This window comes from Bordetella genomosp. 12, assembly GCF_002261355.1.
Taxonomy (GTDB): domain Bacteria; phylum Pseudomonadota; class Gammaproteobacteria; order Burkholderiales; family Burkholderiaceae_B; genus Bordetella.
This window is the reverse complement of record NZ_NEVU01000002.1, coordinates 846960-873909: the sequence shown is the minus strand read 5'-3', so window position 1 is coordinate 873909 and position 26950 is coordinate 846960. Positions and strand designations below refer to the sequence as shown.

The window sequence follows — 26950 nt, the reverse complement described above, 5'->3', positions numbered from 1 at the left end:
CGCTTAGATAAATCAGTGCTGGCCCACCATGGGAGCCTTGTAGCCGCCGGCCAGCTTGGGCGTGGCAACGTCGATGACTTCGCCCGTATTCACCTTGAACACGGCCACGGCCTGCGCCAGATGCTGCGATTGCTCCTGCAACGCGCCCGCAGCGGCCGCCGCTTGCTCGACCAGCGCCGCATTCTGCTGCGTCACCTCGTCCATCTGCGTGATCGCCCGGTTCACCTGCTCGATGCCGCTGGACTGCTCCTGCGACGCCGCCGATATCTCACCCATGATGTCCGTCACCCGCTTGACCGACGCCACAATCTCTTGCATCGTCGCCCCCGCACGCTCCACCTGCTGCGAACCCGCCGACACCTTGCCCACCGAATCCTCGATCAGCCCCTTGATCTCCTTGGCCGCCTGCGCGCTGCGCTGCGCCAACGACCGCACCTCGCCCGCCACCACCGCAAAACCCTTGCCCTGCTCCCCGGCGCGCGCCGCTTCCACCGCCGCATTCAGCGCCAAAATATTCGTCTGAAACGCAATCCCGTCGATCACCGACACAATCTCCGAGATCTTGCGCGAACTCGCCGAGATCCCCTGCATCGTCTGCACCACCTCCGACACCGCAGACCCCCCGCGCTCGGCCACATCCGAGGCGCTCGCCGCCAGCTGATTCGCCTGCCGCGCATTGTCCGCGTTCTGCCGCACCGTCGACGCCAGCTCCTCCATCGACGCCGCCGTCTCTTCCAGCGACGCCGCCTGCTCCTCAGTGCGGCTCGACAGATCCGTGTTGCCCGCCGATATCTCGCGCGCCCCCACATTGATCTCGTCCACACCGCGACGCACCGACGACACCGTGCGCGTCAGGCTCTCCTGCATCCGCTTGAGCGCACCGAACAACTGACCGATCTCGTTGCTGCTGCGCACTTCCACCCGCGCCGTCAGATCCCCTGCCGCTATCCGGTCGAAGTGACTGCCGGCATCCAGCAAGGGCCGCACGACCAGGCGACCGAAGACGACCCGAGACAGGATCATCAGCAGCAACGCCAGCACCACGGCGGCGACCACGGCGATGATGGCCCGATCGAAACTCTGGCGCGCGTAGTCGATGGTCGACTGTTGCTGCCGGTCGATATATTTGGAGAACTCGGCAATGGCTTCGATGAAGGTCGCGCTGCGGGGCGTGCCGTACTCGTTGTTCACCATATAGAAGGTCGAATAGTCTTCGCTGCGCAGCGCCTCGACCATGGTGTCCACGCCATCATCGATATACGAGCGGTAGCGCCGCACCAGGTTCATCGACAGTTGCCGCCCGGTGTCGTCTTCCAGCATGTTCTTCTGGAACTCACTGAAGCGGTTGCGCACGCCGTTGAGCAGGTCGGTGGCATCCTTCAAGGCCTTGGCCGCCGCCTGCGCGGAGTTTTCGCCATTGCCCCATCCCGCTTCCTGCAGATGCCTTGCGGCAACCATGAGCGAGACGCGCGCGCGCAGCATGTCGCTATTGATGCTCTCGACCTGTTTGGCCCGCCCGGTAAGGTCGCTGAGTTCCTGTACGGCGTGGTAGTTCTGCTGCAGAAAGTAGGCCGACATCGCCCCCAGCGCGGCGATCAGCACGGCAAAGAATCCCAGCAGACCCAGCAATAACGTGCCGACATGCGCATTGCGCAGGGAGAAGCCCCGCCGTTGCTTGGGCTTGGCAGCGCGGGCGCGCTTTCTGGACTTGACCGGCTTGGCCTCGGATTCGAAACTGGTTTCCATGTACTTCCCCGTCTTTCTTGTAAGGCAAAAGTGAGTATCGAAACAGCCTGTGGTCCGGCCCGAGCGATGGCGGGCCCGTCCCTGTGGCAGCGGTATCGCGGCGAAGATGATCAGCGGGCGGCGGTTTCCGCCGGACCGGGGATCACGATGACTTCCAGCCCCGGCGGCGGCGCCGCCGCAGCGGCGGCCACGGCGGGTGGCTGCGGTGCCGGACCCAGGAGTTTCTCGCGCTCCCAGGGTTCGAGCAGAATATTGGTCGTGTTCAGCAAACGCACGAGGCGGCCATCGGGCCCGAACTGCAGCAAAGCCTCTTTTCTGCTGTAAAAGCCGTCCGTCACGAAGGTGATCTGCGAGCGCCACAGGACCACCTGCCCGCCATCCGGGCGTCCGTACACCTGGTCGGGCAGGGCCCCCAGCGCGCGAGTCGCATCGTTGAGCGTGCTGAGCCCCGGGGTCAGCGTCGACAGCTTGCCGCCATCGAAGTTATGCCCCGACACCGAACAGCCGCCCAGTAGCAAGGCTGCCAGGCACCCTGCCATCATCTGTTTGAACACCGTTTTCTACTCCCCAGGGTCTGTCCGCCCTGCTTGCGGCCCGTCCATCGGGCCCGGTCATGGTTGCCGCGGTCACACCGGTGACCGGCTGCCGCGCCGAATCAGCGCCGTGTGTGCGTGCTCAGAATGATTCCCAATCGTCATCCGCGGCCGGCTTGCGCGGCGTGGCCGGGCTGGCCGTGGCCTCGGTCGGCGCATGCCCATTGGCAGCGGCAGGCCGGCGAACCGCACGGCGCGAGCTGGCGCCGGCCGGCGTGCCCGCCTTGGCCGCGCGCGTGGCCAGCCGCGGGGTGTCGGCCGCGGGGGCCGCCGCGGGCGCTGCGGACGGCGCGGCCGGGGCGGCGACTCGCGGCGCACCCGCCGCACCCGCCGCACCCGCCAGTTGGCGCGTGGGCACGTCGATGACTTCGCCGGCGTTGACCTTGAATACCGCCACCGCTTCAGAAAGATAACGGGCCTGCTCCTGCAGGGAACCCGCGGCGGCCGCGGCTTGCTCGACCAGCGCCGCATTCTGCTGCGTCACCTCGTCCATCTGCGTGATCGCCCGGTTCACCTGCTCGATGCCACTGGACTGCTCCTGCGACGCCGCCGATATCTCACCCATGATGTCCGTCACCCGCTTGACCGACGCCACAATCTCTTGCATCGTCGCCCCCGCACGCTCCACCTGCTGCGAACCCGCCGACACCTTGCCCACCGAATCCTCGATCAGCCCCTTGATCTCCTTGGCCGCCTGCGCGCTGCGCTGCGCCAACGACCGCACCTCGCCCGCCACCACCGCAAAACCCTTGCCCTGCTCCCCGGCGCGCGCCGCTTCCACCGCCGCATTCAGCGCCAAAATATTCGTCTGAAACGCAATCCCGTCGATCACCGACACAATCTCCGAGATCTTGCGCGAACTCGCCGAGATCCCCTGCATCGTCTGCACCACCTCCGACACCGCAGAACCCCCGCGCTCGGCCACATCCGAGGCCCTCGCCGCCAGCTGATTCGCCTGCCGCGCATTGTCCGCGTTCTGCCGCACCGTCGACGCCAGCTCTTCCATCGACGCCGCCGTCTCTTCCAGCGACGCCGCCTGCTCCTCCGTGCGGCTCGACAGATCCGTGTTGCCCGCCGATATCTCGCGCGCCCCCACATTGATCTCGTCCACACCTCGACGCACCGACGACACCGTGCGCGTCAGGCTCTCCTGCATCCGCTTGAGTGCACCGAACAACTGACCGATCTCGTTGCTGCTGCGCACTTCCACCCGCGCCGTCAGATCCCCTCCCGCTATCCGGTCAAAGTGACCGCCCGCCTCGACCAGCGGTTTGAGCACTTTGCGCGAAATGAACAGGGCCGCGCCCAGCGCCAGCACGATCGACAGCCCCACCAGCGCCAGAATCACCCCATTCGACTGGACGTGGGCGACCTCGGCTTCGGCGACATAGGCATCGGTGATGCCATCGACATAGCTCATATAGGCTTCCATGGAGGTATCGAAACGCAGATTCTGCGCGGAGACCTCGGGAATGAGCTGCATGTAGTCGGCAATAGCCTGGCGTGCCAGCGCGTCCTGCAGGCGCTTCAAGCCTTCCACATAGGTCTTGAAATTGGCCTCCAGCGGCGCCGCCTTTTCCTGGACGTCGGGCGTTTTGGGCGCCTTGCTGAAGGTCTCGAATCGCTTGGCCGCCTCGACCAGCCCCTGCTTGGCGAGCTTGCTTTGCTCTTCGAACTCGCTCAGGCGGCCTTCCTGCAGATTGGCCATCGCGTTGTTCATGTTGATGCGCGAACGCAGCGCCACGGTGTAGCCGGCGTAGCTGGCCATCACCTGATCCGTGAAGATCCGATTGACGCTGTCCAACCGGGAGTTGCTTGCATTCAGGCCCCACCAACCGGCGGCGTTCGACGCCAACATCGCCAGGAAGAAGAGCCCGAGCACCAGAATCATGCTGGTCCGGACTTTCATATTCGCAAACATGCTTATTCCGTTCTTTATCGATACCGCACGCCTGCCGTGGCGCGCGAGAAAATGTCATGCCGGCAAGCGGCGCCTTAGTTGTTCATCGAAAACAGGCTGGAGCCGATGATCTTCGAGAACGATGACGACGCCGCTTGCAGGGCGACCTGCCGCAACAGCAGATCGCTGGTGGTGGTGTAAATATCCACGTCCTCCAGCTTGGACAGCTGCTGGGTGTAGCTCAGGCCATTCTGGGTGCCCGTGGCATCCAGCGCGTCGATCTCGTTGAGGCGGGCGCCCACCGAGGCGCGCACGGTCAGCACATTGTCCAGACCCAGAGACAGCGTCTTGTTGGCGGTAGCCAGTTTGTTGACCAGCGTGGCGGTCTGCACATCGCTGTTCTGCGAGGGCTGCTCCAAGGTCGTGATCAGATCGTTGAGCATGCCGAACATATCCATATTGCCGCTGTCGGGCGTCTGCACCGAAAAGCTGTCGCCGGCGGCCGGCTGGCCCTTGATGGACAAGGAGACGCCGCCCATATCGATGGTGGCCCCTTCTTTGTAGTCCGCCGTCACCGGCGTGTAGCCTGGCGCGTCACTGGTAACGGTGTACTGAAGCGCGCCGGTGTCGGCATTGGTGGAGAAGCTGATCTCGAAGTTGGCGCCGACGTAGTTGTCCGCGGTGGGCGCCTGCAGCGACACCGTGCTGAACTGGCCGGTGCCGGTGTTGGGCGTCGTCGCGCTGCCTGCCGAAGTGATATATGACAGCGTGCCGGATACGGCGCGGCTGAAGATATCGCTGCCGATATCGCTGCCGGCCAGTTGGCGGCTTTGTTCGACCTGCAGCATGCGCTGCCCGGTGTCGCCCTTGTAGCTGACGTTGCCGTCGCCATCGATTTCATAGGGCTGGGTGTAACCCTGATAGCCCGAGAACAGATACTGACCGTTGCCATCGGTGGAGTTCGCCAGGCCGACCAGTTGATCACGCGCGCTCTTGAGCGCCGTGGCCAGCGACTGCCGATCGGCGTCGCTCATGGTTCCGTTACCGGCTTCGACCACGCGCTGCAGCACGCTTTGCACCGTCGTGACCACCGAGGTCAGGGCGTTTTCCTCCAAGCCGAGCGACTGCTTGGCCGCATTGCGGTTGGACGCATAGGTGCTGTTCATGCTGGCCGTCTGCGCGACATTGATGGCCTGCGAGGCCGCCAGAGGATCGTCCGAGGGCGTGAGCACCCGCTTGCCGCTGGAGAGTTGCTCCTGCAGCCGCGACATCTGGCTTTCCTGGTTGAGGATGCCGTTGAGACCGTTTTGATAGATTTGGGAAGTGCTAAGACGCATCATCTCGCTCCAGGGGCTCAGCGCAGGCCCAACAAGGTATCGAACAATTGGCTCGCCACATCGATGATCTTGGCGCTCGCCTGATACTGCTCCTGGTAGACGGCCAGGTTGACGTACTCTTCGTTCAGATTCACACCGGAGACCGAAGAGAACGCCGACTGCTGCTGGGCGGTCAGGTTATCGGCGGCCGTCATCGCCGTCTTGACCTGCTGCGTCTGCACACCCACGTTGTTGATCAGTTGTGAGAATTGCTCGTTCAGGCTGGTCGAACCGTTGTTGAGCACTTTGGCCGTCTGCAGCTTGGCCAGCTCCAGGCCATTCTGGCCATTGGTCGTGCCGCCCGAGCCATCGGCCAGCGCCCATTGATTCGGGTCGGTCAAGGCCAGGGTGATGTCGCGCGCGGCATCGCGGGTGGGCTTGAACTCCCAACTATCGCCATCGGCAGGCAGGCCGTCCGGGGTGATGGTGACCCCGTCGAAACTCATGGCGCCGGTGGTCGAATCCGTCGTATAGCTGACCGCCGTGTTGTCGGACAACCTGGTGATTTTGTATCCGCTTGCGGCGTCGTACTCGATTTTGTAGGCGCTGGCATGGATCTGCGCCGCATCGGTGTAGGCCGACGTGATGCCGACGGTGCCGCTGTTGCCCGCATTGGGGATCGCGTTTGGCGCTTTGAGGGTGAAGACGTCGCCGCCGGGTTGACCATCGAGATCCAGCCCCTTGGCGCTCTGGGCGTTGACCGACAACGCCAGGCCCAGGGCCAGCTGCCCCAATTGATCCTCCACGGCATCCAGCGCCGAACTCCGAAAGCTGAGCAGCCCGCCCAGCGTGCCGCCGCTGACTTGCTCGTCCTTGAGTTCGACCGTCTGCGTGCCGCCCTGCCCGTCGGGCAGGGTATAGGCCAGTGCCGTGCGGCTGGCGTCGGTCGCGGAGTTGACCGCAGCCAGCGGATAGACCGTGCGGCCGGACAACAGCGTCTGCCCGGATTGCAAGGAGATGTTCAGGCTGTCGCCTTGCTCGTACCAGCGTACGCCGACCAATTCGTTCAGTTCCGACAGCGCCGAGTCACGCTGGTCCAAGAGATCGTTGGGCGGCTGATTGCTCTTGCTGCGCGCGACGGTGATCTGCTGGTTGAGGTCGTTGATGCGTTCCAGGTAGCTGTTGACCTGCGACACCGCACTCGACACCTGGGTATTGAGCCCATCGCGCTGGTTCTCGAGTTGCTGATACGCGGAATTGAGCTGGGTGACCAAGGTGCTGGTCTTGCCCGAAAGATCCTGGCGCACGGCCGCATCGGCCGGCGAGCTGGCGGCTGAGTTCAGGCTGCTGAAAAACGCCGACAAGGCGGGCGTCAACCCGACCGTACGGTCGGAAAACTGGTTGTTGATGGCCGAAAGCTGATCGTACTGCGCGCTCAGTTGCGCGGCGCTGCCCTTGGCGCCGACCAATTGCTTGTACAGAAAGCTGTCGTACTGGCGCTTGACGGTGTCCACCTGCACGCCCCGGCCATAAAAGCCCTGGCTGCTCTCAGCGGCGCCCGCCGTCGAGGTAACCAGGCGCTGACGGCTGTAGCCGTCGGTCGCTGCGTTGGTGATGTTGTGGCTCGTGACTTCCAGACCCGCCTGCGAGGCGTTCAGGCCCGTCATGGCCAGGTTGTACAGATTCATGCTGTCCCCGGAGTTTGCCGCTGGCGGCTCAGAGAGGGTTCGGATATATCCTTAACGGCAGCGCGCAGCCGGAATTTAGGGCTGGCCTGAAAAATCCGCGCGCGCCACCGACGCGCGTAACTGGCTCATGATGCTGATCAGCTTTTCGGCATAGCGCGGATCGGTCGCGTAGCCGGCATCCTGGATACGGCGGGCAGCCTCGATCTCATCCCGCGACTGCGTGACGCGTTCATAACGGGCGTTGTTGCCCAACAGGCGGGCGTAGTCGGCGAACGCCTCTTCATAAGAGTCATAAGCCCGAAACGCTTGCGTGACTTTCTGCGGTGTCCCATCGACATACTCGGTCGTCAGCACATTGACGACCTTGCCTTTCCAGCCCGCGCCCGCCTTGATGCCGAACAGGTTGTAGCTGGTGCTGCCGTCGGCCTGGCGGATCTCGCGTTTGCCCCAGCCGGATTCGAGCGCGGCCTGTCCGAGGATGAGGCGCGCGGGCACGCCACTATCGGAGGCGGCGGCCCGGGCGGCCGGCGCCATGCGGGCGACAAAGTCCACCACATGGTCCGGGGCGCCGTCGGCGGCGGCCAGGGCCCCGCCCGAGGTCCGGTTGCCGCGCATCAGGTTCAACAAGGCCGTCACCCCTGCATCGGGCCGCCCCGCCGCCACTTCGCTGGCCTGCAATGCCTGAGAGACGGTCGCTGCGGCGCTACCGGCATCCGAGCCGGACTGCCCCTGCTGCATCTGCTTGAGCAGCGCGTCGGCCAGCCCCAAGCCCGGCTTGGCCAGCTGCAGCGCCATCTGCTCGTCGGCCATGGATTGCAGCATTTCGGTCTGCTGCGAGTCGAACAGCCCATCCTTGGGCGTGGCCTCGCGCATGCGCTTGAGCATCATCTGGATGTACAGGGCCTCGAACTGCTGCGCCACTTGCTTTTGCTGTTGCGCGTCGTCCGGCGTCTTGCCCACGCCGCGCTTGAGCTCGCTGAGCTTGCCCAGATCGAACACCGAGTCCTGGGATGCGCCCAAACCGGAGGAGGAAGTCAGCGCCATGCTGGCCCGGCCTTAGATGATTTCCAGCTCGGCGCGCAGCGCACCGGCGGACTTCATGGCCTGCAGGATGGACAGCAGATCCTGCGGCGTAGCGCCCAAGGCATTGAGCGCCTTGACCACATCGGCCAGATTGGCGCTCGTGCTGACGCGCTGCAAGGCGCCATTTTCCTGGCGCACTTCGATCTGCGTATTGGGCGCGACCACGGTCTGCCCATCGGTAAAGGGCGTGTCCGGCTGGAAAACCTGATTCTGACGATTGATGATGACCGACAGATTGCCGTGCGCGACGGCCGCCTCTTCGATCATGACCGTGCGGTTCATCACGACCGAACCCGTACGGGCGTTGATGATGACCTTGGCCACCGCGGGCGCGCGCGTGACCGGCAGATTCTCGATCTGCGACAAGAACGCCGGCATCATGGCCGGATCCAACGGGCCACGCAACTGCACCACCCGACCATCCATGACCATCGCAGTCCCCGCGCCGAACTGGCGGTTGATGGCATTGGCGGCGTTCTGGGTCGTACCGAAATCACTGGTGTTCATTTCCAGGTAGACCAGTCCGTCCTGAGCGAACGTGGTCGGCACCGGCCGCTCGACGATCGCCCCGGCGGATATCCGCCCGCCGTTCAGGGTATTGATCTGTACACTGGAGCCGCCCGCCGCTGCGCCCGCGCCGCCCACCAGGACATTGCCCTGGGCGATCGCATAGACGCTATTGTCGGCGCCTTTGAGCGGCGTCATCAGCAAGGTGCCCCCGCGCAGGCTCTTGGCATTGCCCATGGACGACACGACCACATCCATGGTCTGCCCCGGCCGTGCGAAGGCCGGCAGCGTCGCGGTCACCATGACGGCGGCGACGTTCTTCAACTGCATGTTGCTGCCCGCGGGCACGGTGATGCCCAGTTGCGACAGCATGTTGGTCAGGCTTTGCTGGGTAAAAGGCGTCTGGCGGACCTGGTCGCCCGTGCCGTCCAGGCCCACCACCAGCCCGTAACCAATCAGCTGATTACCCCGCACACCCTGAAACGTCGCCAGATCCTTGAGACGCTCGGCCGCCTGCGCCGGCACGGCAGCCAGGGCAAGCAGCGCCAGGCATGCCCGTGCGAGCAGAAGCGACAAGGACTGAGACGTTGTGCGTGGTGTCATAAGGTCAGAACGGAGAGGCAATCAGGAAAAAGCGCTGCAACCAGCCCATGGTCTGGACTTCATCCATGACGCCTTTGCTGCGGTACTCGATGCGGGCATCGGCCACCCGGGTGGAAGACACCGAATTGGTGCCGGTGATGGAGCGCGGATCAACGACGCCGGAGACGCGCACATACTCACTGCCGCGATTGATGGCGATTTGTTTTTCGCCGGCGATCTGCAGATTCCCGTTGGGCAGCACGCCCACGACGGTGGTGGTGATGGAGCCGGTGAACGTATTGTTGGCGCTGCTGCTGCCGGTACCCTTGGAGGCGTTCTCGCCCGACATATCGGTATCGAGCTTGGCATTGATGGCGCTGTCCATGAACTTCGGCGAGGCGCTCACGCCCAGGCTGGCGCTGCCCGAGCGGCTGGTGTTGGTGGCCACGCCCTTGGCGGCATTGGTCTTTTCCTCCAGCATCACCGTCACGATATCGCCGATGTTGCGCGGCCGGCGATCCTCGAACAGCGGATAGTTGCCGTAGGAGGTCGGCTGATAGATGGACCCGTTGGGCCGGCTCGACGGCGGCGCCGGCGTAGGAGGCGGCGCCGTCGTCGGCCCGATGACCACGGGTTCCGGCGGGATGAGCGCGCAGCCTGCGGACAAGACCAGCAGCAGACCCGCCAGCAAACGGACGACGGTGTTGCGCATCACAGTTGCGTCAGCCGGGCCAGCATCTCGTCCGAGGTCTTGACTGCCTTGCTGTTCATTTCGTAGGCGCGCTGCGCCGTGATCATGTTGACGAGTTCCTCGGCCACGTTGACGTTGGACGTCTCGACATAGTTCTGCATGATGCTGCCCGCGCCGTCCACGCCCGGCTGCAGCAGATTGGCCGGCCCGGAGGAGTCCGTCTGCAGATACAGGTTTTCACCCACGCTCTGCAAGCCGGCCGGATTGATGAAGGTGGCCAGCTGCAGCTGACCGATCTGCACATTGACCCCGGTGTTGCCCGGTTGGGTGACAGACACGGTGCCGTCTTTGCCTATGGTCAGGCTCATGGCGTTGTCCGGCACGTTGATCGGCGGCTGGATCACATAGCCGCCCACGGTCGTGAGCTGGCCGTTCTGATCCAGGCTCAGGCCGCCGTCGCGGGTGTACGCCTGCGTACCGTCAGGCAGATCGACCTGGAAATAGCCGCGGCCCTGGATGGCCACGTCCATTTCGGCTCCGGTGTTGTTCAGATTGCCCTGGCTTTGCAGGCGTTGAGTCGCGGCCACCCGCGAGCCGGTGCCCAGCTGCAGCCCGGTGGGCAACTGATTCGCGTCGCCGACCTGGGCGCCGGGTTGGCGCAGGGTTTGATACATCAAATCCTGGAACACCGCGCGGCCGCGCTTGAAGCCATTGGTCTGGACGTTGGCCAGGTTGTTGGAAATCACGTCCATCGAGGCCTGCTGGGTCTCGAGGCCCGTTTTGGAAATCCACAACGAACGCATCATGATGAAAACTCCTGGCACGGCCCACGGCCGGCGCATTGACTAATGGGACTCAGGTCGAGATCGACAGCAGACCGTTGGCGCGATCGGCATTGCGGTTGGCTTCATTGACCGCCTGCATCTGCATCTCGAAGCGGCGCGCATTCTCGATCATGGCGACCATGGCGCCCGATGGGCTCACATTGCTGCCTTCGAGCACGCCGGCGACCAGGCGTTGCGACGGGTCGGCCGGCAACGCGGCGGCCGGCTGCCCGTCGGCCTGCGCGGGCAAGCGAAACAGGCCGTCGTCGCCGCGCAGCAGCTGCGCCTGCGGCGCGTTGACCATCTTCAGCCGCCCCAGATTAAGAATATTGTCCGGCGCATCGCCCGCACCGACAGCCGTGATGGTGCCGTCGCTGGCAATGGTCAGCGCGGCCTGGTCGGGGATATCGATCAAGCCATTCTGGTCGGACAGCACGGGTTGGCCATTGGCGCTTTGCAACAGGCCGTTGGCTCCGACCTGCAGGCTGCCGGCACGCGTATAGGCCTCGCCCTGCCCGGTCTGAACCGCCAGCCAGCCCTCGCCCGACAGCGCCACGTCCAGATCACGGCCCGTGGACTGCATCACGCCCAGGCTGAAGTTGCTGCCCGGCGTCGTGGTCGCGGTGGCCACGCGGGTCGGCAGCGACGTGCCGTCGTTGACCGGCACCGAGCGATACATCGCCAACTGCTCGCGAAAGCCCGGCGTCCCGACGTTGGCCAGATTGTTGCTCAGCACGGACTGATGCTCAGCCGTGCGGGCCGCGCCGTTCATGGCGGTGTAAATGACGCGATCCATGGCGATCCCGGCTTAACGCAGATTGATCAGGACCTGCAGGACTTCATCCTGGGTCTTGATGGTCTGCGCGTTGGCCTGATACGTACGCTGGGCGACAATCATGTTGACCAGTTCCTGGCTCATATCGACGTTGGAGGCTTCCAGCGCCTGCCCCACCAACTGGGCCAGCCCGTTGCTGCCGGGCTGGCCGAGCGTGGCCTGGCCGGATTCGCTGGTTTCGGTCCAGGCGTTGTCGCCGACCGGCTTGAGCCCGCCCACATTGTTGAAGTTGGCCAGCGCAATCGTGCCCACCGACTGGGACTCGCCATTGGTGTATTGCGCCACGATGGAACCATCCTTGGCGATGGAAATACCCGAGAACTCGCCGCTGGCATACCCGTCGGCGGTGATCTTCGGGCTGAAATCGCTGCCGAACTGGGTGACGTTCTGGTAGCTCATGCGCAGCGTAATGTCGGCGGCCGGCGAGGTCGTGCCGCCCGGATTCGGGATGACGATGTCCCGGCTGGGCTGCGAGGTCAACACGCCGGCGCTATTGAAGGTCAGCGTGGTGTGATCCTGGCCGTTATCGACCGTCACGGCGCTGCCATCCACGGTGTAATAGACGTCGTACTGGCTCTCGCCCGAAGCGCTGGCTTCGCGCTTGACGAAGTACTGCACCATCTGGTGCGAGTTGCCCAGGGAATCGTAGATCGTGGTGGGCACCGAGTCCGTGTAGGTGGCGCTATTGGTGGGGTCGAACACCGAGGTCGACGCCACCACGTCGGCATTGGCGTTCAGGTTGGTCTGTGTGCTGGCGCTGGCGGTGGCCTGGGGCGCGATGTTGCCCTGCGGCACCTGCAGCGCCACCGGATCCGTGCCCGCGCCGCTGGCCGGATAGCCGGTCAGGCGATAGCCCATGGCGTTGGTGATGTAGAAATTCTTGTCGACGCTGAACTCGCCATTACGCGTGTAGACGATGTTGCCGGCCGAATCCGCCATGCGGAAAAAACCCTTGCTGCCGTCGATGGCGATGTCGTACTCGCCGCCGGTGGTGGTTACCGTGCCCACCGTGAAACGCTGGTTCACGCCAGCGACCTTCACGCCCAGGCCCACGCGCGAATTGGCATAGACATCCGCGAACGACACCGACCCCGACTTAAAGCCCACGGTGCCGGAGTTGGCGATGTTGTTGCCGATGACGTCCAGGTTCTGCGATGCGGCCTTCAGCCCGCTCAATCCTTGTCCGAATCCCATGTTTCTATCCCATCAATGCCGTATTAGGAAAGCGCCGCCCGGGCCTGCCCCGGGGCGGGCACCGCGTCAACCATTCAGTACCTTGCGGATGTCGAGCATGCTGACCTTGCCGCCATTGAGGCCCAGATCCAGCCGCAGCCCGTCGCTGGAGTAATCCACGCTCTTGACCACGCCGTAGGTCAGCGCCTCGGCCGCGATGGACTTGTTGTCCGCGTCGTAGGCCGTCACCTGGAAGGTATAGGCGCCATCCTTGACGGCCGCGCCGCTGTCGTTGTTGCCGTCCCAGTCGTAGGTATAGACGCCCGTGGCAACATTGGTCTGCTCGACGGTGCGCACCACATTGCCCGAAGCATCCATGATCTTGATGGTCAGCTTGGCCGCATCCGCCGGAACGTCATAGCCTACCGGCGTGGCCGTGCGCTGCGTCGGGTCATCGGCGTTGGTGCCCAGCGAGGTCTTGTTGCCCGGCACCAGAACGGCCTTGCCGATGAGCGCGACCGCGTCCATGGACTGCGAAACATCGATCTGGCCGCTGATGGACAACAGGGTGTTGTTCAGATTGGTGATCCCCTCGACGGTGGAAATCTGCGCCAGCTGCGAGGTGAGCTCGGCGTTGTCCATCGGGTTGAGCGGATCCTGATTCTTGAGCTGCGTGACCAGCAGGGTCAGAAACTGATCCTGGATGGTCTTGGCCGCGCTCGCGGTGGCCTGTCCGACCTGGGCGCTGCTGGCGCTGGTACTGCTGGTGGTGGTGCTGACGGTCGTCATCGTGTCCTCGCTCAGCTCTGACCTATCGTCAGCGTGCGCTGCATCAATTGTTTGGCGGTGTTGAGTACCTCGACGTTCGCCTGATAGGAACGCGAGGCGGCAATCATGTTGACGGTCTCGGCCACGGGGTCCACATTGGGCATGGACACATAGCCCTGGGCGTCGGCCAGGGGATGCCGCGGGTCGTAGACCATCTTCAGCGGCGACGCATCCTCGACCACGCCGACAACCTTCACCCCGCCGATTTCCTGTCCGGCCGCCTGGCCGGCCGCCGGGTTGACCTGGAACACGACCTGGCGCGCCCGGTAAGGCTTTCCGTCGGGACCGGCCACGCTGTCGGCATTGGCCAGATTGCTCGCGGCGACGTTCAGGCGCTGCGACTGGGCCGCCAGCGCGGAGCCGGAAATATCAAAGACACTGAGCAAGGACATGGCAGTGGGCTCCTGGAGGCTTATTCGGAAATGGCCGATTGCAGGCCTTTGATGCGGTTCGACAGCAGCTGCAGGGTGCTTTGGTAATGCAGGGTGTTGTCGGCGAACTGCACGCGCTCGATATCCATGTCCACGGTGTTGCCGTCGAGGCTGGCCTGATAGGGCATGCGATAGAGCATCTCCGGGGCATCCCCGGTGCTGCTGGCCTTGGCCGCGATATGCTGCGCGGAAGTCAGCGTCAGCTGGGTATCGGGCAGCCGCGTCCGGGCTTCGACGGCGTTCTGCATGGCGGTCTTGAAGTCGAAATCCCGCGCCTTGTAGTTCGGCGTATCGGCATTGGCGATATTGGACGACAGCACTTCCTGGCGCTGTGCGCGCACGGCGAGCGCTTGCTGAAAAAAGCGGAAGTCCTCGTTTAGCCGGTCGAGCATGGGTCAGGCCTTCAATGTGGAGTGGCAGGCCGAACCGCTGGGCGGACCGGCCTTTTGTGGCATGACGGCATCTTAGGGGCCGCGGGCGAATGACAATCAGGCAAATAAACCGCTATTTCCGACGCAATTCCCGTGTTGGCGGCAGCCTTGGCGTTTCTACAATCTCGTCATCATGCGCGCCACCCTCCTTATCGCCCTGCTGAGCGGCCAGTTCGCCCTGGTCAGCCCGCCCGCCGTCGCCCAAACCGCCGAGTCGCCCGAGCGCATCGCCCGGCTGGCGCAGGACTTCCTGCAGGCGCAGTTGGCCACGGTGGCCGATCAGGCCGACATCGTCATGGATCCGGTCAAGAGTGACCGCCTGCCCGCCTGCGACGCCCCGTCGGCCTTCATGCCGGCCGCCTTGCGGCCGCGTGCGCGCATGACGGTCGGGGTGCGCTGCACCTCGCCCCACAACTGGACGGCCTATGTCCAGGCCAGCGTGAGCCTGACCGGCACCTACTATGTGGCCGGCCGTCAGATTCCGGCCGGCAAGACCGTCACCCCCGATGATCTCGATGCCCGCCAGGGCGACCTCCTCAGCCTGCCGGCCGGCGCGCTGACCGACGCGGCCGGCATCCTGGGCATGCAGGCGCGTTATCGCATCCATGCCGGCCAGCCGATACGCGGCGCGGCGCTGCGCAACGCCGACTCCATCACGCGCGGCCAGAACGTGCGCATCGTGGCGCGTGGCAGCGGCTTCACCGTCAGCAGCGAGGGGCAGGCCATGGGCGACGCGCCGCCGGGCGCCACCGTTCAGGTGCGCACGGCCTCCGGCCAGATCGTCAGCGGGGTGGTCCAGGCCGCCGGCGAAGTCGAGGTCCAGTTGTAGATATGTTACAAACCAGTAGATCCAACGGCCCCTAAAGTTTGCCGCCTTGCCGCCGTTACCCTGGCATAACAAGGCAGAGCAGGCGCTGTTAACCCCAGCTGGCCTGCCGCCCAGTGGAGAATACCTTGAAGATCAACACTACCCTCGCCCGCCCGGTTGCCAGCAACCCGGTGCAGCGCGCCGAGAGCGCCGTGGCCCAGGCCTACGGCGGGGCCGCCAGCAGCACCGCCGGTAATACGAGCAGCTCGCAGGTCGAACTCAGCGGCGCGTCGCGCCAGTTGCTCGCCTTGCAGGACGGGAGTAGCGACATCGATGTCGAGCGCGTGGCGGCCATCCGCTCGGCCATCGCAGCCGGCCAATTGCGCATCGACCCCTCGCGTATTGCCGACAGCCTGATTGCCAGCGCCAAGGAATTGATCAAGTGAGCCCGGCCAGCCTGCCCGCCGCCCTGGCACGTTGCCTCGAGACCGAAACGGCGCTCATCGAGCAGTTTCTGAGCGCGCTGCAGGCCGAAAGCGCAGCGCTGCTGGATCGCAAGGCCGCCCAGGCGCTGCAGGATGCGGCCCAGCACAAAGAGGCCCTGGCCGACCAGCTGGTGGCTGCCAGCCAGGAGCGCGACCGCATTCTTGCCGCCATGGCCCTGGCGCCCGGCCACGCCGGCACCGACGCTGCCGCGGGCGCGCACGCCGAACTGGCGCCGCTATGGCAACGCCTGCAGGACCATGCCGCTCAGGCGCGCGACGCCAACCAGCGCAATGCCATCCTGCTGGAAGTCAATCTGCGTTATACCGAGCAAACCTTGCAGGCGCTGCGCCGCCTGGGCAGCCAGAACACCACCACGTATGACGCCCAAGGCCGCGGCCGGCCCCTGGGCGGGGCGAGCCGCGCCATCGTCGCGACCTGACCCCGCAGCCCGCCGTCTGGCGGGCATGCACCGCCCCCGGCGCTTACCGCCGGCGGGCCTCAGTGCTCCTGCGCCATCTCCAGCAAGGCATACATTTTCAGCAGCGCCACCGGCAACAAGCGGCTGGGCATCTTGCGTTCGGCCGCGCCGATCAGCCCGCCCAGGCAGGCGCAAGCCGATTCCGCCTGGCTGAGCTGCCAGCAGGCGGCCGCCAGTTGAGCGGCCAACAAGGCCTGAGCGCGCAAGGCATCGACCCCATGCACGCGCGGCAAGGCCGCCCAGGCATGGGGGATATAACGGAAAGCCGTCTTGACGCGCTCCTGGTGAACCAGCCAACCCGCCACCGTCGCCGCGTCGGCCTGTTCCGCCGTGAGATTGCTCAGTCCGAAGTACTGCGCCTTGACCTCGCCGCTGTGCGCATCGACCACCCTTGCGCCGATCATGCGCAACACGGTCTGCTCCGCTGCGCGGGCAGGCAGCAACAACTGCGTGCCGCAGGCCCAAAGGGTATCGCCGCCCGCCAGTTCGCCGGCAGGCACATACCCCAGGCTGCGCGCCACGGCATTGAGCGTCGTCGGGCACTCATCGTGCACCACCCGTTGCCCGCCAGGGCAACGCGCCAGCCAGCGCTCGCCGGCATCGGACAGCGCCTGATGCAGGCCGGCCGTCCCCAGTTCGAAGACCTGCACCCGGGGCACATCGGCTAAAGCCTCATTCAGCCAGGCAGCGCGCGCGAGCATCGGCTCCAGAGGGGATTGCGGATCCAGGCCCAGGGTGTTCAGATTGCCGTGCGGCAGCACCAGATGTTGAGCCGGGGCGGCCAGCGCCGCGCCCCGGTCGCTGAGCATCAGCGTGGTGTGCAGATGGCCGCCGGGCAGCCCTGCGCCCTTGAGCGCGCTCTTGCCATGGACGGCGAGCAGAAACTGCCCGCATTGCGCCGGAAACTCACGGCGCAGCGTGGCCAAGGCTTGCTCCCGCACGGCGTCGGCCGCGGGCGCGCGCGCGATCGCGCGCCACATGACCCGGCCCAGTTTGCAGGCCGGGTCGCGGCCCAGCCAGTCGAGCGCCTCGTCGACCGCGGCCTCGCCGCCAGCCGGCTGCATCGCCGCGACCAACAGGCGGCGCTGCAGCCCCGGATCCTTGCCGACGTTCTGCCACAGCCCGGCCAGATCGGCCTCGCTGGGCGCATAGAGCGGGCGCTGCAGACTGGCCAGGGCATGGTCCACCAGCGGCTGCGCCTGCGCGGGCACGAGATGCTCGGGCACCTTCTGGCCGTTCGAAATATAGTGAATCGGCAGCCGATGCCGGATAGCGGTGTCCAGTGCTGGGCCGAGCCGCGTGGCCTCGTCCAGTTTGGTGATGATGCAGCCCACCACGTCCTCGCCCACGCCATGCCGATAGGCATGGGCCACTTCGTCCAGCGTGTCGCCCTGGCTGGCGGCATTGAGCACCAGCAAGCGGCGCACCTGCCGCCCGCCACTGCACAACAGGGCTGCCTGCTGGGCCACATTGCGGTCGCGCTGACTGATACCCGTCGTATCGATCAGGATGATCTTGCGGCTGCCCAGCTCGCCCAGGGCCTGCTGCAGTTCCGCGGCGTCGCGCACCGAACGGGTCGGTACGCCCATCAGCCGGCCATAGATCTGCAATTGCTCGAGCGCGCCGATCCGGAAATTGTCCGTGGTCAGCATGGCGACCTGCTCGCGGCCTTCGCGCGCCACACAACGCGCCGCCAGCTTGGCCAGCGTCGTGGTTTTGCCCACGCCGGTCGGGCCGACCAGGGCCAGCACACCGCCTGCCGCCAGGAACGCCCCTTCATCGCGCAGCACCGGCAGATGCGTCAGCAGTTCGTTGCGCGCCCAGTCCCGCGCCCGGGCCGCGTCCAGCTCCGGCGGCAGCCGCTCAAGCAGCGCGCGCACCAGCGGCATGCTGAATCCCGCCTCCAGCAGCACCCTGAACAGGCTCGCATTGACCGGCTCGCGCGCCGGCTTGCGCGCGCCCCACAACAGCCCGTCCATCCGGCTCTCCAGCGTGCCGCGCAAGGCGTCGATGGCGGCATGCACGCTGGGCGGGCCGGCATCCGGCAAGGACGCAGCCGCGCCCGGCATGGGCGCATCCGGCAGGCGGGCCATGGACTCCACGGGCGGCGCGGTCCGCATGGCGGCAGCGGGCACCCCCTCCTCGGCGGCGCCGGCATCGGCCGCCGTCAAGGCCGCGCCGTAGGCGGCCGCCGAACGCGTGGCCAGAAAGCTGTCCGGCCGCGCGCTGACGCTGGCCGGCGCGGGGGGTTGCGGCCGCGGCAGTGGCGCGCCCGAGCCGCCAGCCGGCGGCGCCTCCGTTTGCGCGGGCAATTCGCTTTCCAGGGTGGCCAGTACTTCGACTCCCTGCTCCACCTTGCGGTTGGACACGATGAGCGCATCGTCGCCCAGCGCTTCGCGCACCTGGCGCATCACATCGCGCGTATTGGCGCCGATAAAGCGGTGAATCTTCACGGTTGGCTACCCCCGATCAGCGCGGTGACGCGCACCACGCGCTCATCCGGAATTTCTGCATTCGACAAAACACCCAGCTGCGGCAGATGGTGCCGCAGAAAGCGCGACAGCGGCGCGCGCAAGGGCGGCGACACCAGCAGGACGGGCGCATTGCCCTGCCCCTCCTGTCGCGACACGGCGGCCTGGGCCTCGCGCAGCAGCGTCTCGGCCAGGCCGGGCTCCAGCCCCCCGCTGGTGGCCATGGCTTGCGACAACACACGCTCGAGCTTGACGTCCAGCCCGATGACGCGCAGTTCGCCATCGCCGGGGAACCACTGCTGCGTGATCGCCCGGCCCAAGGCACGGCGGGTCAAGGCAATGAGTTCCTGCACATCGGGCTGGCCGCCCGCGTTGCCGGCCATCGCGGCCAGGCGCGGTGCATGCTCGGCCACGGTATCGATGATGCTGCGCATATCGCGGATGGGAACCTCTTCCGACAACAGGCCCTGCAGCACTTTCTGCAAGGTGGTCAGGGACAAGGTCTTGGGCACGAGGTCTTCGATCAACTTGGGCGCGTCGCGGCCAAGACGGTCGAGCAACTGCTGCACCTCCTGGCGGCCGAGCAGACTGGAGCCGTGGCGATGCATCAGGTGATTCAAATGCGTGGCTACGACCGTACTGGCATCGACCACCGTATAGCCGGAGACTTGGGCCAGATCGCGCTGCCCGTTGTCTATCCAGACTGCGGGCAAGCCGAAAGCCGGGTCCGTCGTGGCCGTGCCCTTGATCGGCGTGGAGACACCGCCCGGATCGATGGCCAGCCACTGACCCGGCATGGCCGACCCGCGCCCGACCTCCACCCCGGACAGCAGAATGCGATAGTCGTTGGGCTTGAGCTCGAGATTGTCGCGGATATGCACCACCGGCGGCAGAAAGCCGACGTCCTGGGCGAACTTCTTGCGCAGGCTGCGGATGCGATGCAGCAGCTCGCCGTTCTGGGCGTGATCGACCAGTGGAATGAGGCGATACCCCACCTCCAGTCCCAGTTGATCGACCATCGTCACGTCATCCCAGCTCGCTTCGGCCGCGGCGGCCTGAACCTGGGCGGCTGCCTGCGGCTGCTCCTGCGCCACTTTGCGCAAGCGCTCTGCTTCCCGCTTGGTGAGCTGATACCCTATCGCGCCCAGCAGCGCCGCAAAACTGAGAAACGCCATGTGCGGCATGTTGGGGATCAAGCCCATGATGCCGATGATCGCCGCCGTCAGATACATGACATGCGGATTGGAAAACAGCTGGCCCAGAATCTGCTGACCGATATCCTGGTCCGTCGATACGCGCGACACCACCACGCCCGCGGCGGTGGAAATCACCAGCGCCGGGATCTGCGCCACCAATCCATCGCCGATGGTGAGCAAGGTGTAGACGCGCGCCGAGTCGGACAGCGACATATCGTGCTGGGCCACGCCCACGATCAGCCCGCCGACCACATTGATCACCATGATCAGCAAGCCCGCCACGGCGTCGCCGCGGACGAACTTGCTGGCGCCATCCATGGAGCCATAGAAGTCCGACTCCTGGGCCACCTCGGCGCGGCGCCGGCGCGCCTCGTCCTCGCCGATGAGGCCGGCATTCAGATCGGCGTCGATGGCCATCTGCTTGCCGGGCATGGCGTCCAGCGTGAACCGCGCGCCGACTTCGGCGATCCGTCCCGCGCCCTTGGTGATGACGATGAAGTTGATGATGGTGAGGATCACGAAAATGATGATCCCGACAGCGAAGTTGCCGCCCACCAGAAAGTGGCCGAAGGCTTCGATCACTTTGCCGGCTGCATCCGGCCCTTGGTGGCCATGCAGGAGCACCACCCGCGTCGAGGCCACGTTCAGCGACAGGCGCAGCAGCGTGGCAAACAGCAGAACCGACGGGAAGGCGGCGAAATCCAGCGGCTTGCGCGTGAACATCGCCACCAGCAGGATCATGATGGACAACGCAATATTGAAGGTAAACAGCAAGTCCAGCAGGAAGGTGGGCAGCGGCAGCACCATCATGCCCAACACCAGCACGATCAGCACCGGGCCGGCCAGGATGCGGGCGTTGGCCGCGCCTTGCGTCTTCAAGAGCGTAAAAAGGCCGCTCATGGCTCAAGCTCCCTGGGCGGCGGGGTCCAGCCCCGCCGGCACCGCCACGGCCGTCGGCGCGACGGGCCACTCACCGGTGCCCGCATGCCAACTGCGCAACTGGAACACCCAGGCCAGCACTTCCGCCACCGCGGTATACAAGGCGGCCGGAATCTCCTGGCCGAGTTCGACATGTTGATGCAGAGCGCGCGCCAGAGGCGGCGCTTCCAGGGTGGGAACGCGGCTCTGGCCGGCGATGTCGCGGATGCGCGCAGCGACCAGGCCGCTGCCCTTGGCGATGACCCGTGGAGCCGCCCCCTCCCCTTCGTGATAGCGCAGGGCTACCGCGTAATGGGTCGGATTGGTGATCACGACGTCGGCCCGGGGGACCTCGGCCATCATGCGGCGGCGCGCCATGGCGCGCTGCTGCTGCCGGATGCGGGCCTTGATGTGCGGATCGCCTTCGCTTTCCTTGTGCTCCTGGCGCACGTCCTCCTTGGACATGCGCAGCTTCTTCAAGTGTGTCCAGATCTGCCAGGGGACATCGATCAGCACCACCAGCGCCAGCGAGGCAACAATGAACGCGCAGCACAAGGCGACCAGTTGCAGCGCCGAGGTGAGCGCGGCCGACGGCGCCATGTGCATCAGGCCCAACATATCGTCGTGGTAACGCCAGATCACCCAGACCGCGACGCCGCCCACGAGAAAGGCCTTGATGAACGCCTTGAACAACTCCACCAAGGTCTGCGCCGAGAAAATGCGCGCCAGCCCGGAGATCGGATTGATTTTGGAGAATTTGAATTCCAGCGGCTGCCCGGTGAACACCAGCCCGCCCAGGGCAATGCTGCTGAGCACCGCCGCCACGGCCAGCATGAGAAAGACTGGCAGAATGGTCCACAAGGCCTGCGCGGCAGACTGCGCGGCCAGGCTGACCATCACCGACGTGTCCTGGGCCACCCGCTGATCGAAGCCCATGCCGCCACGCATCACGCCGGACAGCCCCCGGTACAGCGCGCCGCCGCCCAGCCACAGGCCCGCTACGCCCACGGCCAGCATCACAAACGTCACCAGCTCGCGCGAACGCGCGATCTGCCCCTCCTCGCGCGCCTTTTCCAGGCGCCGGGGTGAGGCGGCTTCTGTCTTCTCGAGATCGCTTTCTTCGGCCATAGTCTGAACACGGACCAACCGCGAGGATGCAGGCCGCCCGCCGAGATTCTAGGGCCCGGCCAGCCCCTGCGATCAGCCAAGAAAGGGGCCGAAAGGCGCCCTATTCCGCCGCCTGCCCGCCCCGGGGCCGACGCCTCGGGGCGCCACGGCGTTCAGAATCCCAGACTGGCAAGCAGGTCGTCGACCTGATCCTGGCTGGTCACCACGTCGGCCTTGCCCGCCGGGTTGACCTGCGGGCCGTTGAGCAGGCTCTGGGCTTCTTCGCGGCGCTCCTGCGGCACGTTGTCCAGCAGCACCTGCAGCAGTTCGCGCTCGATGGCGCCCACCACGTCCATCATGCGCATGATGACCTGGCCGGTCAGATCCTGGAAATCCTGCGCCATCACGATTTCCATCAACCTGGCCTGCGTGAACTGCGTGCGCTCAGGCACATCGGCCAGAAAGGCGCGCGTGTCCTTGACCAGCTCACGCGCCTGAGGCAGCTCCAGCGGCTGGTCATACCATTGCTGCCAACGCGCATCGAGCGCCTTGGCCGAACGCGCCATATCGTCCTGGACCGGACCGGCGGCCTCGGTCGCATTGAGCACGCGGGTCGCGGCCTGCTCGGTCATCTGCGCCACGTAACGCAGCCGGTCGCGCGCGTCGGGAATCGCCTCGGCGGCATCTTTGATGGCCTGGTCCAGGCCGAGTTCTCGCATGCTGTCACGCAGCATGCGGGTCAAGGAGGCGATCCTGTGAATCAGGTCACCGGATTCCTGCAGCGTACCCGTCGTCTCTGTCATGACGCCCTCAGCCGGCCAGTTTCTCGAAAATCTTGTTGAGCTTCTCTTCCAGCGTCGCCGCCGTGAAGGGTTTGACCACATAGCCGCTGGCGCCGGCCTGGGCGGCCGCGACGATGTTCTCCTTCTTGGCCTCGGCGGTCACCATGAGCACCGGCAGCCCGGACAGCGCGGCGTCGGCGCGGATCTGTTTGAGCATTTCCAGACCATCGAGATTGGGCATATTCCAGTCCGACACCACGAACTGGAAACCGCCATTGCGCAGTTTCTCCAGCGCGATCACGCCGTCCTCGGCCTCGTCCACGTTCTCGAACCCCAGCTCCTTGAGCAGGTTGCGGATGATGCGCCGCATCGTGGGGAAATCGTCCACCACCAGAATTTTGATGCCCTTATCTACCATTTGAACTCCAATAGGATTGTTGTATTGCGCTCAGACCCGATGGCCTCGGTCGCCCGCGCGCAGCAGAATTCTTGCGCTCATCTCCGCCAGGGGCACGACTTCGTCGGCCGCGCCGAGCTGTATCGCTTCACGCGGCATGCCGAAAACCACGCAACTAGCCTCATCCTGGGCCAGGGTCATTGCCCCGGCGCGCTTCATCGCCAGCAGGCCGGCGGCGCCATCTTTACCCATGCCGGTCAACAGCACGCCGATCGCGTTGCGCCCGGCCGATTGCGCGGCCGAATGAAACAGCACGTCCACCGAGGGCCTATGGCGATTGACGGGCTCACTGGCCTCGAGCTCGATGACATAGTTGGCGCCGCTGCGGGCGAGCTTCATATGCTGCTCGCCTCCCGGGGCCAGATAGACGTGGCCAGGCAGCACGCGTTCACCATGCGCGGCCTCGCACACCGTCACCGCGCACAGGGTATCGAGCCGCTGCGCGAAGGAACGTGTGAACCCGGCCGGCATGTGCTGGGTGATGAGCATGGCCGGGCTGTCGGCGGGCAAGGGTTGCAAGACCTCCCGGATGGCCTCGGTGCCCCCAGTGGACGCGCCGAGGATGACCAATTTCTCCGAGCTGGTGTAGGGGCTGTGCAGCCGCACGGGGGCCAGGGCCGGCGCGCCCGGCGACCGCAGCCGGGCGCGCGCGGCCGCGCGGATCTTCTCGGCGATGAGCTCGGAGTACTCGAGCAGACCATCGCGAATGCCCAATTTGGGCTTGGTGACGAAATCGATGGCGCCCAGCTCCAGCGCCCGCAGGGTGATTTCTCCGCCGCGCTCGGTTAGCGACGACACCATGACCACGGGCATGGGCCGCAGCCGCATGAGCTTTTCCAGAAAATCCAGCCCGTCCATGCGCGGCATTTCCACGTCCAGCGTCAGGACATCCGGGTTGTGGCGCTTGATGAGTTCGCGCGCCACCAGCGGATCTGGCGCGGTTGCCACCACTTCCATGTCCGGATGGGCGTTGATGATTTCCGTCATCAGGCCGCGCACCAGGGCGGAGTCGTCCACGCAAAGCACTTTGATCTTTCTCATGACTGGCCGGCCGCGCATTCATAGACGGTCTGCCCGCGCAGACGGAAATCGTCACTGATATAGGTGAAATTCTCGGAGTGGCCCGCAAACAGCAGCCCGCCCGGTTTGAGCAAAGGCGCAAAGCGCCGCAAGATCCGGGCCTGGGTCGCTTTGTCGAAATAAATCATGACATTGCGGCAGAAGATGGCATCGAACTTCTCCTGGATCGGCCAGGCCGGCGCCAGCAGATTGAGCGTCTCGAAGACCACCCCTTGGGCCAGCTCCGGGCGTACCTTGACCTGGCCTTCATTGGCCCCCTTGCCGCGCAGGAAAAACCGGCGCAGGCGCGCATCGCCCAGCTTGGCTACCCGTTCCCAGGCGTACACGCCGGCGCGCGCGCGGCTCAGGCAATGGGTATCGATGTCGGTCGCGTAGACACGGCTGCCGCTGTCCCGCCCGCTCTCGGCCAAGGTCATTGCAATCGAATACGGTTCCTCGCCGGTCGACGCCGCGCAGCACCAGATGGACAAGGGCGCACTGCGGCTGCGCACGAACTCGGCCAGAATGGGGAAGTGATGCGATTCGCGGAAGAACGCCGTGAGGTTGGTCGTCAGCGCATTGACGAACTCCTCCCACTCGCTGGCGGCCGGCTCCTGCTCCAGGGCGTGCAGATAGGAGGCAAAATCGCCCACGCCCAGCGCGCGCAGGCGCCGGGCCAGCCGGCTATAGACCATTTCGCGCTTGTGTTCGCCCAGCGAGATACCGGCCCGGGCGTAAATCATGCTGCGCACGCGCGCGAAGTCCGCGTCGCGAAAATCGAACTGGCGCTCGGCGCCAAAGCCGGCATTGCCTGGAATGCTCGTCACGCCCGCCTCAGTGTTCCAGCGCCAGCGGATCCTGGCCCGCCAGCGGCTGTCTGCGTGCCTGCCCGGCCAACGCGGCCGCGGCCAGGTCGATGACTTCTCCACCCTGGATTTTGAACACGGCCACGGCCTGCGCCAGATGCTGCGACTGCTCCTGCAGCGCGCCCGCGGCGGCCGCCGCTTGCTCGACCAGCGCCGCATTCTGCTGCGTCACCTCGTCCATCTGCGTGATCGCCCGGTTCACCTGCTCGATGCCACTGGACTGCTCCTGCGACGCCGCCGATATCTCACCCATGATGTCCGTCACCCGCTTGACCGACGCCACAATCTCTTGCATCGTCGCCCCCGCACGCTCCACCTGCTGCGAACCCGCCGACACCTTGCCCACCGAATCCTCGATCAGCCCCTTGATCTCCTTGGCCGCCTGCGCGCTGCGCTGCGCCAACGACCGCACCTCGCCCGCCACCACCGCAAAACCCTTGCCCTGCTCCCCGGCGCGCGCCGCTTCCACCGCCGCATTCAGCGCCAAAATATTCGTCTGAAACGCAATCCCGTCGATCACCGACACAATCTCCGAGATCTTGCGCGAACTCGCCGAGATCCCCTGCATCGTCTGCACCACCTCCGACACCGCAGAACCCCCGCGCTCGGCCACATCCGAGGCGCTCGCCGCCAGCTGATTCGCCTGCCGCGCATTGTCCGCGTTCTGCCGCACCGTCGACGCCAGCTCCTCCATCGACGCCGCCGTCTCTTCCAGCGACGCCGCCTGCTCCTCCGTGCGGCTCGACAGATCCGTGTTGCCCGCCGATATCTCGCGCGCCCCCACATTGATCTCATCCACACCTCGACGCACCGACGACACCGTGCGCGTCAGGCTCTCCTGCATCCGCTTGAGCGCGCCGAACAACTGACCGATCTCGTTGCTGCTGCGCACCTCCACCCGCGCCGTCAGATCCCCTCCCGCTATCCGGTCAAAGTGACTGCCGGCCGAGCGCAGCGGCTGCAAAACACGCCGGCGCAGGAAAAGATAGGTCAGGAAGATCAATAGCGCGGCCAGCACTCCGCCAGCGGCCACGGCCGTGAGCACCATCGCGTAACGTTGCTGGCCCACTTCGTAGGCGTCGAGAAACTCACTGGCCCGCCAGAAATCGAAGGCGGCGATGGCCTGCACAAAGTCGGCTTCCAGCTTGTCCAGGCGGCCGCCCAGCAAAGCCTGGTACGCCGGCATATCGCCTTGGCTCAAGGCCGCAATCATGGGTTCGAGTGCCTGGCGGACCAGCCCCTGGTAGCTCGTCTGCACCGCGCCCAGGCTGGCCTGCGCGCTTTCCGGCTGCGGCAAGCTTCTGAAATGCTCCAGTTCGGCTTGCGCGCGATTGAGCGCGGCGCGCGCCCGCTCCAGCAGGCCCGCGGCTTCGGCCGACAGCCCCTGCTGCGGCAGGATGGGCTGGCCGATGCTGCGCACGATTTCACCGTAATGCGCCACGCCGACCCGGCCCAGGCCATCTACCGTATCCTTGGCGGCCGTGGCCAGGCGGGAGGCGGAATCCGCCAGCGCCTGAGTCTGGCGCACCTCCTCCAGCGTCGCGTTGCTGACCCGCAGCGACAGCACACCCAGTGCCGCCCCGACGATCAGCATCACGGAGAAAAAGCCCAGCACCGCCAGCAGACTGGTGCGTATCGACAGATTCGCCAAAAAGTTGCGCATAGCGTTCCTGAACCGCGAAGTAAGAGACGAG

At 65.6% G+C, this 26950-nt stretch carries 25 protein-coding genes; 3 read left to right on the top strand and 22 right to left on the bottom strand.

Features of this window, described 5'->3' with window-relative positions; genetic code table 11:
• Positions 1–12: 12 nt before the first annotated feature.
• The 14 genes from CAL22_RS09530 to flgB form a co-directional block, all read right to left on the bottom strand.
• Positions 13–1746 (bottom strand): methyl-accepting chemotaxis protein, encoded by a 1734-nt coding sequence (locus CAL22_RS09530; protein ID WP_094812543.1) that lies wholly within the window; start codon positions 1744–1746, stop codon positions 13–15.
• A gap of 110 nt (positions 1747–1856) precedes the next feature.
• Complete coding sequence (locus tag CAL22_RS09525) at positions 1857–2288, bottom strand: hypothetical protein (RefSeq protein WP_094812541.1); 432 nt, start codon at positions 2286–2288, stop codon at positions 1857–1859.
• 133 nt (positions 2289–2421) lie between these two features.
• Positions 2422–4260, bottom strand: coding sequence for a methyl-accepting chemotaxis protein (locus CAL22_RS09520; protein WP_094812539.1), 1839 nt, complete (start codon positions 4258–4260; stop codon positions 2422–2424).
• A gap of 74 nt (positions 4261–4334) precedes the next feature.
• The gene (gene flgL, locus CAL22_RS09515) at positions 4335–5576 is read right to left on the bottom strand and encodes a flagellar hook-associated protein FlgL (RefSeq protein WP_094813565.1); all 1242 of its coding nucleotides are present in this window, start codon (positions 5574–5576) and stop codon (positions 4335–4337) included.
• Between the two features lie 17 nt (positions 5577–5593).
• Entirely contained in the window at positions 5594–7243 is a 1650-nt protein-coding gene (gene flgK, locus CAL22_RS09510) for a flagellar hook-associated protein FlgK (protein WP_094812537.1), read from the bottom strand.
• A 75-nt stretch (positions 7244–7318) separates the two neighbouring features.
• Positions 7319–8287, bottom strand: coding sequence for a flagellar assembly peptidoglycan hydrolase FlgJ (gene flgJ / locus CAL22_RS09505; protein ID WP_094812535.1), 969 nt, complete (start codon positions 8285–8287; stop codon positions 7319–7321).
• 12 nt (positions 8288–8299) lie between these two features.
• Positions 8300–9436 (bottom strand): flagellar basal body P-ring protein FlgI, encoded by a 1137-nt coding sequence (locus CAL22_RS09500; protein ID WP_094812534.1) that lies wholly within the window; start codon positions 9434–9436, stop codon positions 8300–8302.
• 4 nt (positions 9437–9440) lie between these two features.
• Entirely contained in the window at positions 9441–10127 is a 687-nt protein-coding gene (locus tag CAL22_RS09495) for a flagellar basal body L-ring protein FlgH (protein WP_094812533.1), read from the bottom strand.
• A complete protein-coding gene (flgG, locus tag CAL22_RS09490; RefSeq protein ID WP_094812531.1) occupies positions 10127–10912 on the bottom strand; it encodes a flagellar basal-body rod protein FlgG in 786 nt (261 codons plus the stop codon). Before flgG ends, CAL22_RS09495 begins: the two co-directional genes overlap by 1 nt.
• A 49-nt stretch (positions 10913–10961) precedes the next feature.
• Entirely contained in the window at positions 10962–11726 is a 765-nt protein-coding gene (locus CAL22_RS09485) for a flagellar basal body rod protein FlgF (RefSeq protein WP_094812529.1), read from the bottom strand.
• Between the two features lie 12 nt (positions 11727–11738).
• Positions 11739–12959 carry a flagellar hook protein FlgE gene (gene flgE, locus CAL22_RS09480; RefSeq protein WP_094812527.1) on the bottom strand — a complete coding sequence of 407 codons (1221 nt, stop codon included), beginning with the start codon at positions 12957–12959 and terminating at the stop codon, positions 11739–11741.
• A gap of 66 nt (positions 12960–13025) precedes the next feature.
• On the bottom strand, positions 13026–13727 hold the full coding sequence (locus CAL22_RS09475) for a flagellar hook capping FlgD N-terminal domain-containing protein (protein WP_094812525.1): 702 nt from the start codon (positions 13725–13727) through the stop codon (positions 13026–13028).
• Between the two features lie 11 nt (positions 13728–13738).
• Entirely contained in the window at positions 13739–14158 is a 420-nt protein-coding gene (flgC, locus tag CAL22_RS09470; protein ID WP_094812523.1) for a flagellar basal body rod protein FlgC, read from the bottom strand.
• A gap of 20 nt (positions 14159–14178) precedes the next feature.
• Positions 14179–14589 carry a flagellar basal body rod protein FlgB gene (flgB, locus tag CAL22_RS09465; protein ID WP_094812521.1) on the bottom strand — a complete coding sequence of 137 codons (411 nt, stop codon included), beginning with the start codon at positions 14587–14589 and terminating at the stop codon, positions 14179–14181.
• A 172-nt stretch (positions 14590–14761) separates the two neighbouring features.
• On the opposite strand from flgB, the gene flgA reads away from it, so the two are divergent.
• The 3 genes from flgA (at position 14762) to CAL22_RS09450 (ending at position 16361) form a co-directional block, all read left to right on the top strand.
• The gene (gene flgA, locus CAL22_RS09460; RefSeq protein ID WP_094812519.1) at positions 14762–15457 is read left to right on the top strand and encodes a flagellar basal body P-ring formation chaperone FlgA; all 696 of its coding nucleotides are present in this window, start codon (positions 14762–14764) and stop codon (positions 15455–15457) included.
• A gap of 125 nt (positions 15458–15582) precedes the next feature.
• Positions 15583–15882 carry a flagellar biosynthesis anti-sigma factor FlgM gene (gene flgM, locus CAL22_RS09455; RefSeq protein WP_094812517.1) on the top strand — a complete coding sequence of 100 codons (300 nt, stop codon included), beginning with the start codon at positions 15583–15585 and terminating at the stop codon, positions 15880–15882.
• The gene (locus tag CAL22_RS09450) at positions 15879–16361 is read left to right on the top strand and encodes a flagella synthesis protein FlgN (protein WP_244193827.1); all 483 of its coding nucleotides are present in this window, start codon (positions 15879–15881) and stop codon (positions 16359–16361) included. Before flgM ends, CAL22_RS09450 begins: the two co-directional genes overlap by 4 nt.
• A 59-nt stretch (positions 16362–16420) precedes the next feature.
• Here the strand turns inward: CAL22_RS09450 and flhF are convergent, their stop codons facing one another.
• From flhF to CAL22_RS09410, 8 genes are all read right to left on the bottom strand, one after another.
• Entirely contained in the window at positions 16421–18853 is a 2433-nt protein-coding gene (gene flhF, locus CAL22_RS09445; RefSeq protein ID WP_094812515.1) for a flagellar biosynthesis protein FlhF, read from the bottom strand.
• Positions 18850–20967 (bottom strand): flagellar biosynthesis protein FlhA, encoded by a 2118-nt coding sequence (flhA, locus tag CAL22_RS09440; protein ID WP_094812513.1) that lies wholly within the window; start codon positions 20965–20967, stop codon positions 18850–18852. The genes flhF and flhA overlap by 4 nt, the downstream gene beginning before the upstream one ends.
• Before the next feature lie 3 nt (positions 20968–20970).
• Positions 20971–22113: a flagellar biosynthesis protein FlhB gene (flhB, locus tag CAL22_RS09435; RefSeq protein ID WP_094812511.1), complete on the bottom strand. Its 1143-nt coding sequence runs from the start codon at positions 22111–22113 to the stop codon at positions 20971–20973.
• Positions 22114–22265: 152 nt separating this feature from the next.
• Positions 22266–22895 carry a protein phosphatase CheZ gene (gene cheZ, locus CAL22_RS09430; RefSeq protein ID WP_094812509.1) on the bottom strand — a complete coding sequence of 210 codons (630 nt, stop codon included), beginning with the start codon at positions 22893–22895 and terminating at the stop codon, positions 22266–22268.
• 7 nt (positions 22896–22902) lie between these two features.
• The gene (gene cheY, locus CAL22_RS09425; protein ID WP_094812507.1) at positions 22903–23292 is read right to left on the bottom strand and encodes a chemotaxis response regulator CheY; all 390 of its coding nucleotides are present in this window, start codon (positions 23290–23292) and stop codon (positions 22903–22905) included.
• A gap of 30 nt (positions 23293–23322) precedes the next feature.
• Positions 23323–24372 carry a protein-glutamate methylesterase/protein-glutamine glutaminase gene (locus CAL22_RS09420; protein ID WP_094812505.1) on the bottom strand — a complete coding sequence of 350 codons (1050 nt, stop codon included), beginning with the start codon at positions 24370–24372 and terminating at the stop codon, positions 23323–23325.
• Complete coding sequence (locus CAL22_RS09415; RefSeq protein WP_432264295.1) at positions 24369–25217, bottom strand: CheR family methyltransferase; 849 nt, start codon at positions 25215–25217, stop codon at positions 24369–24371. The genes CAL22_RS09420 and CAL22_RS09415 overlap by 4 nt, the downstream gene beginning before the upstream one ends.
• 7 nt (positions 25218–25224) lie before the next feature.
• Positions 25225–26919 carry a methyl-accepting chemotaxis protein gene (locus CAL22_RS09410; RefSeq protein ID WP_094812503.1) on the bottom strand — a complete coding sequence of 565 codons (1695 nt, stop codon included), beginning with the start codon at positions 26917–26919 and terminating at the stop codon, positions 25225–25227.
• Between the last annotated feature and the right edge of the window lie 31 nt (positions 26920–26950).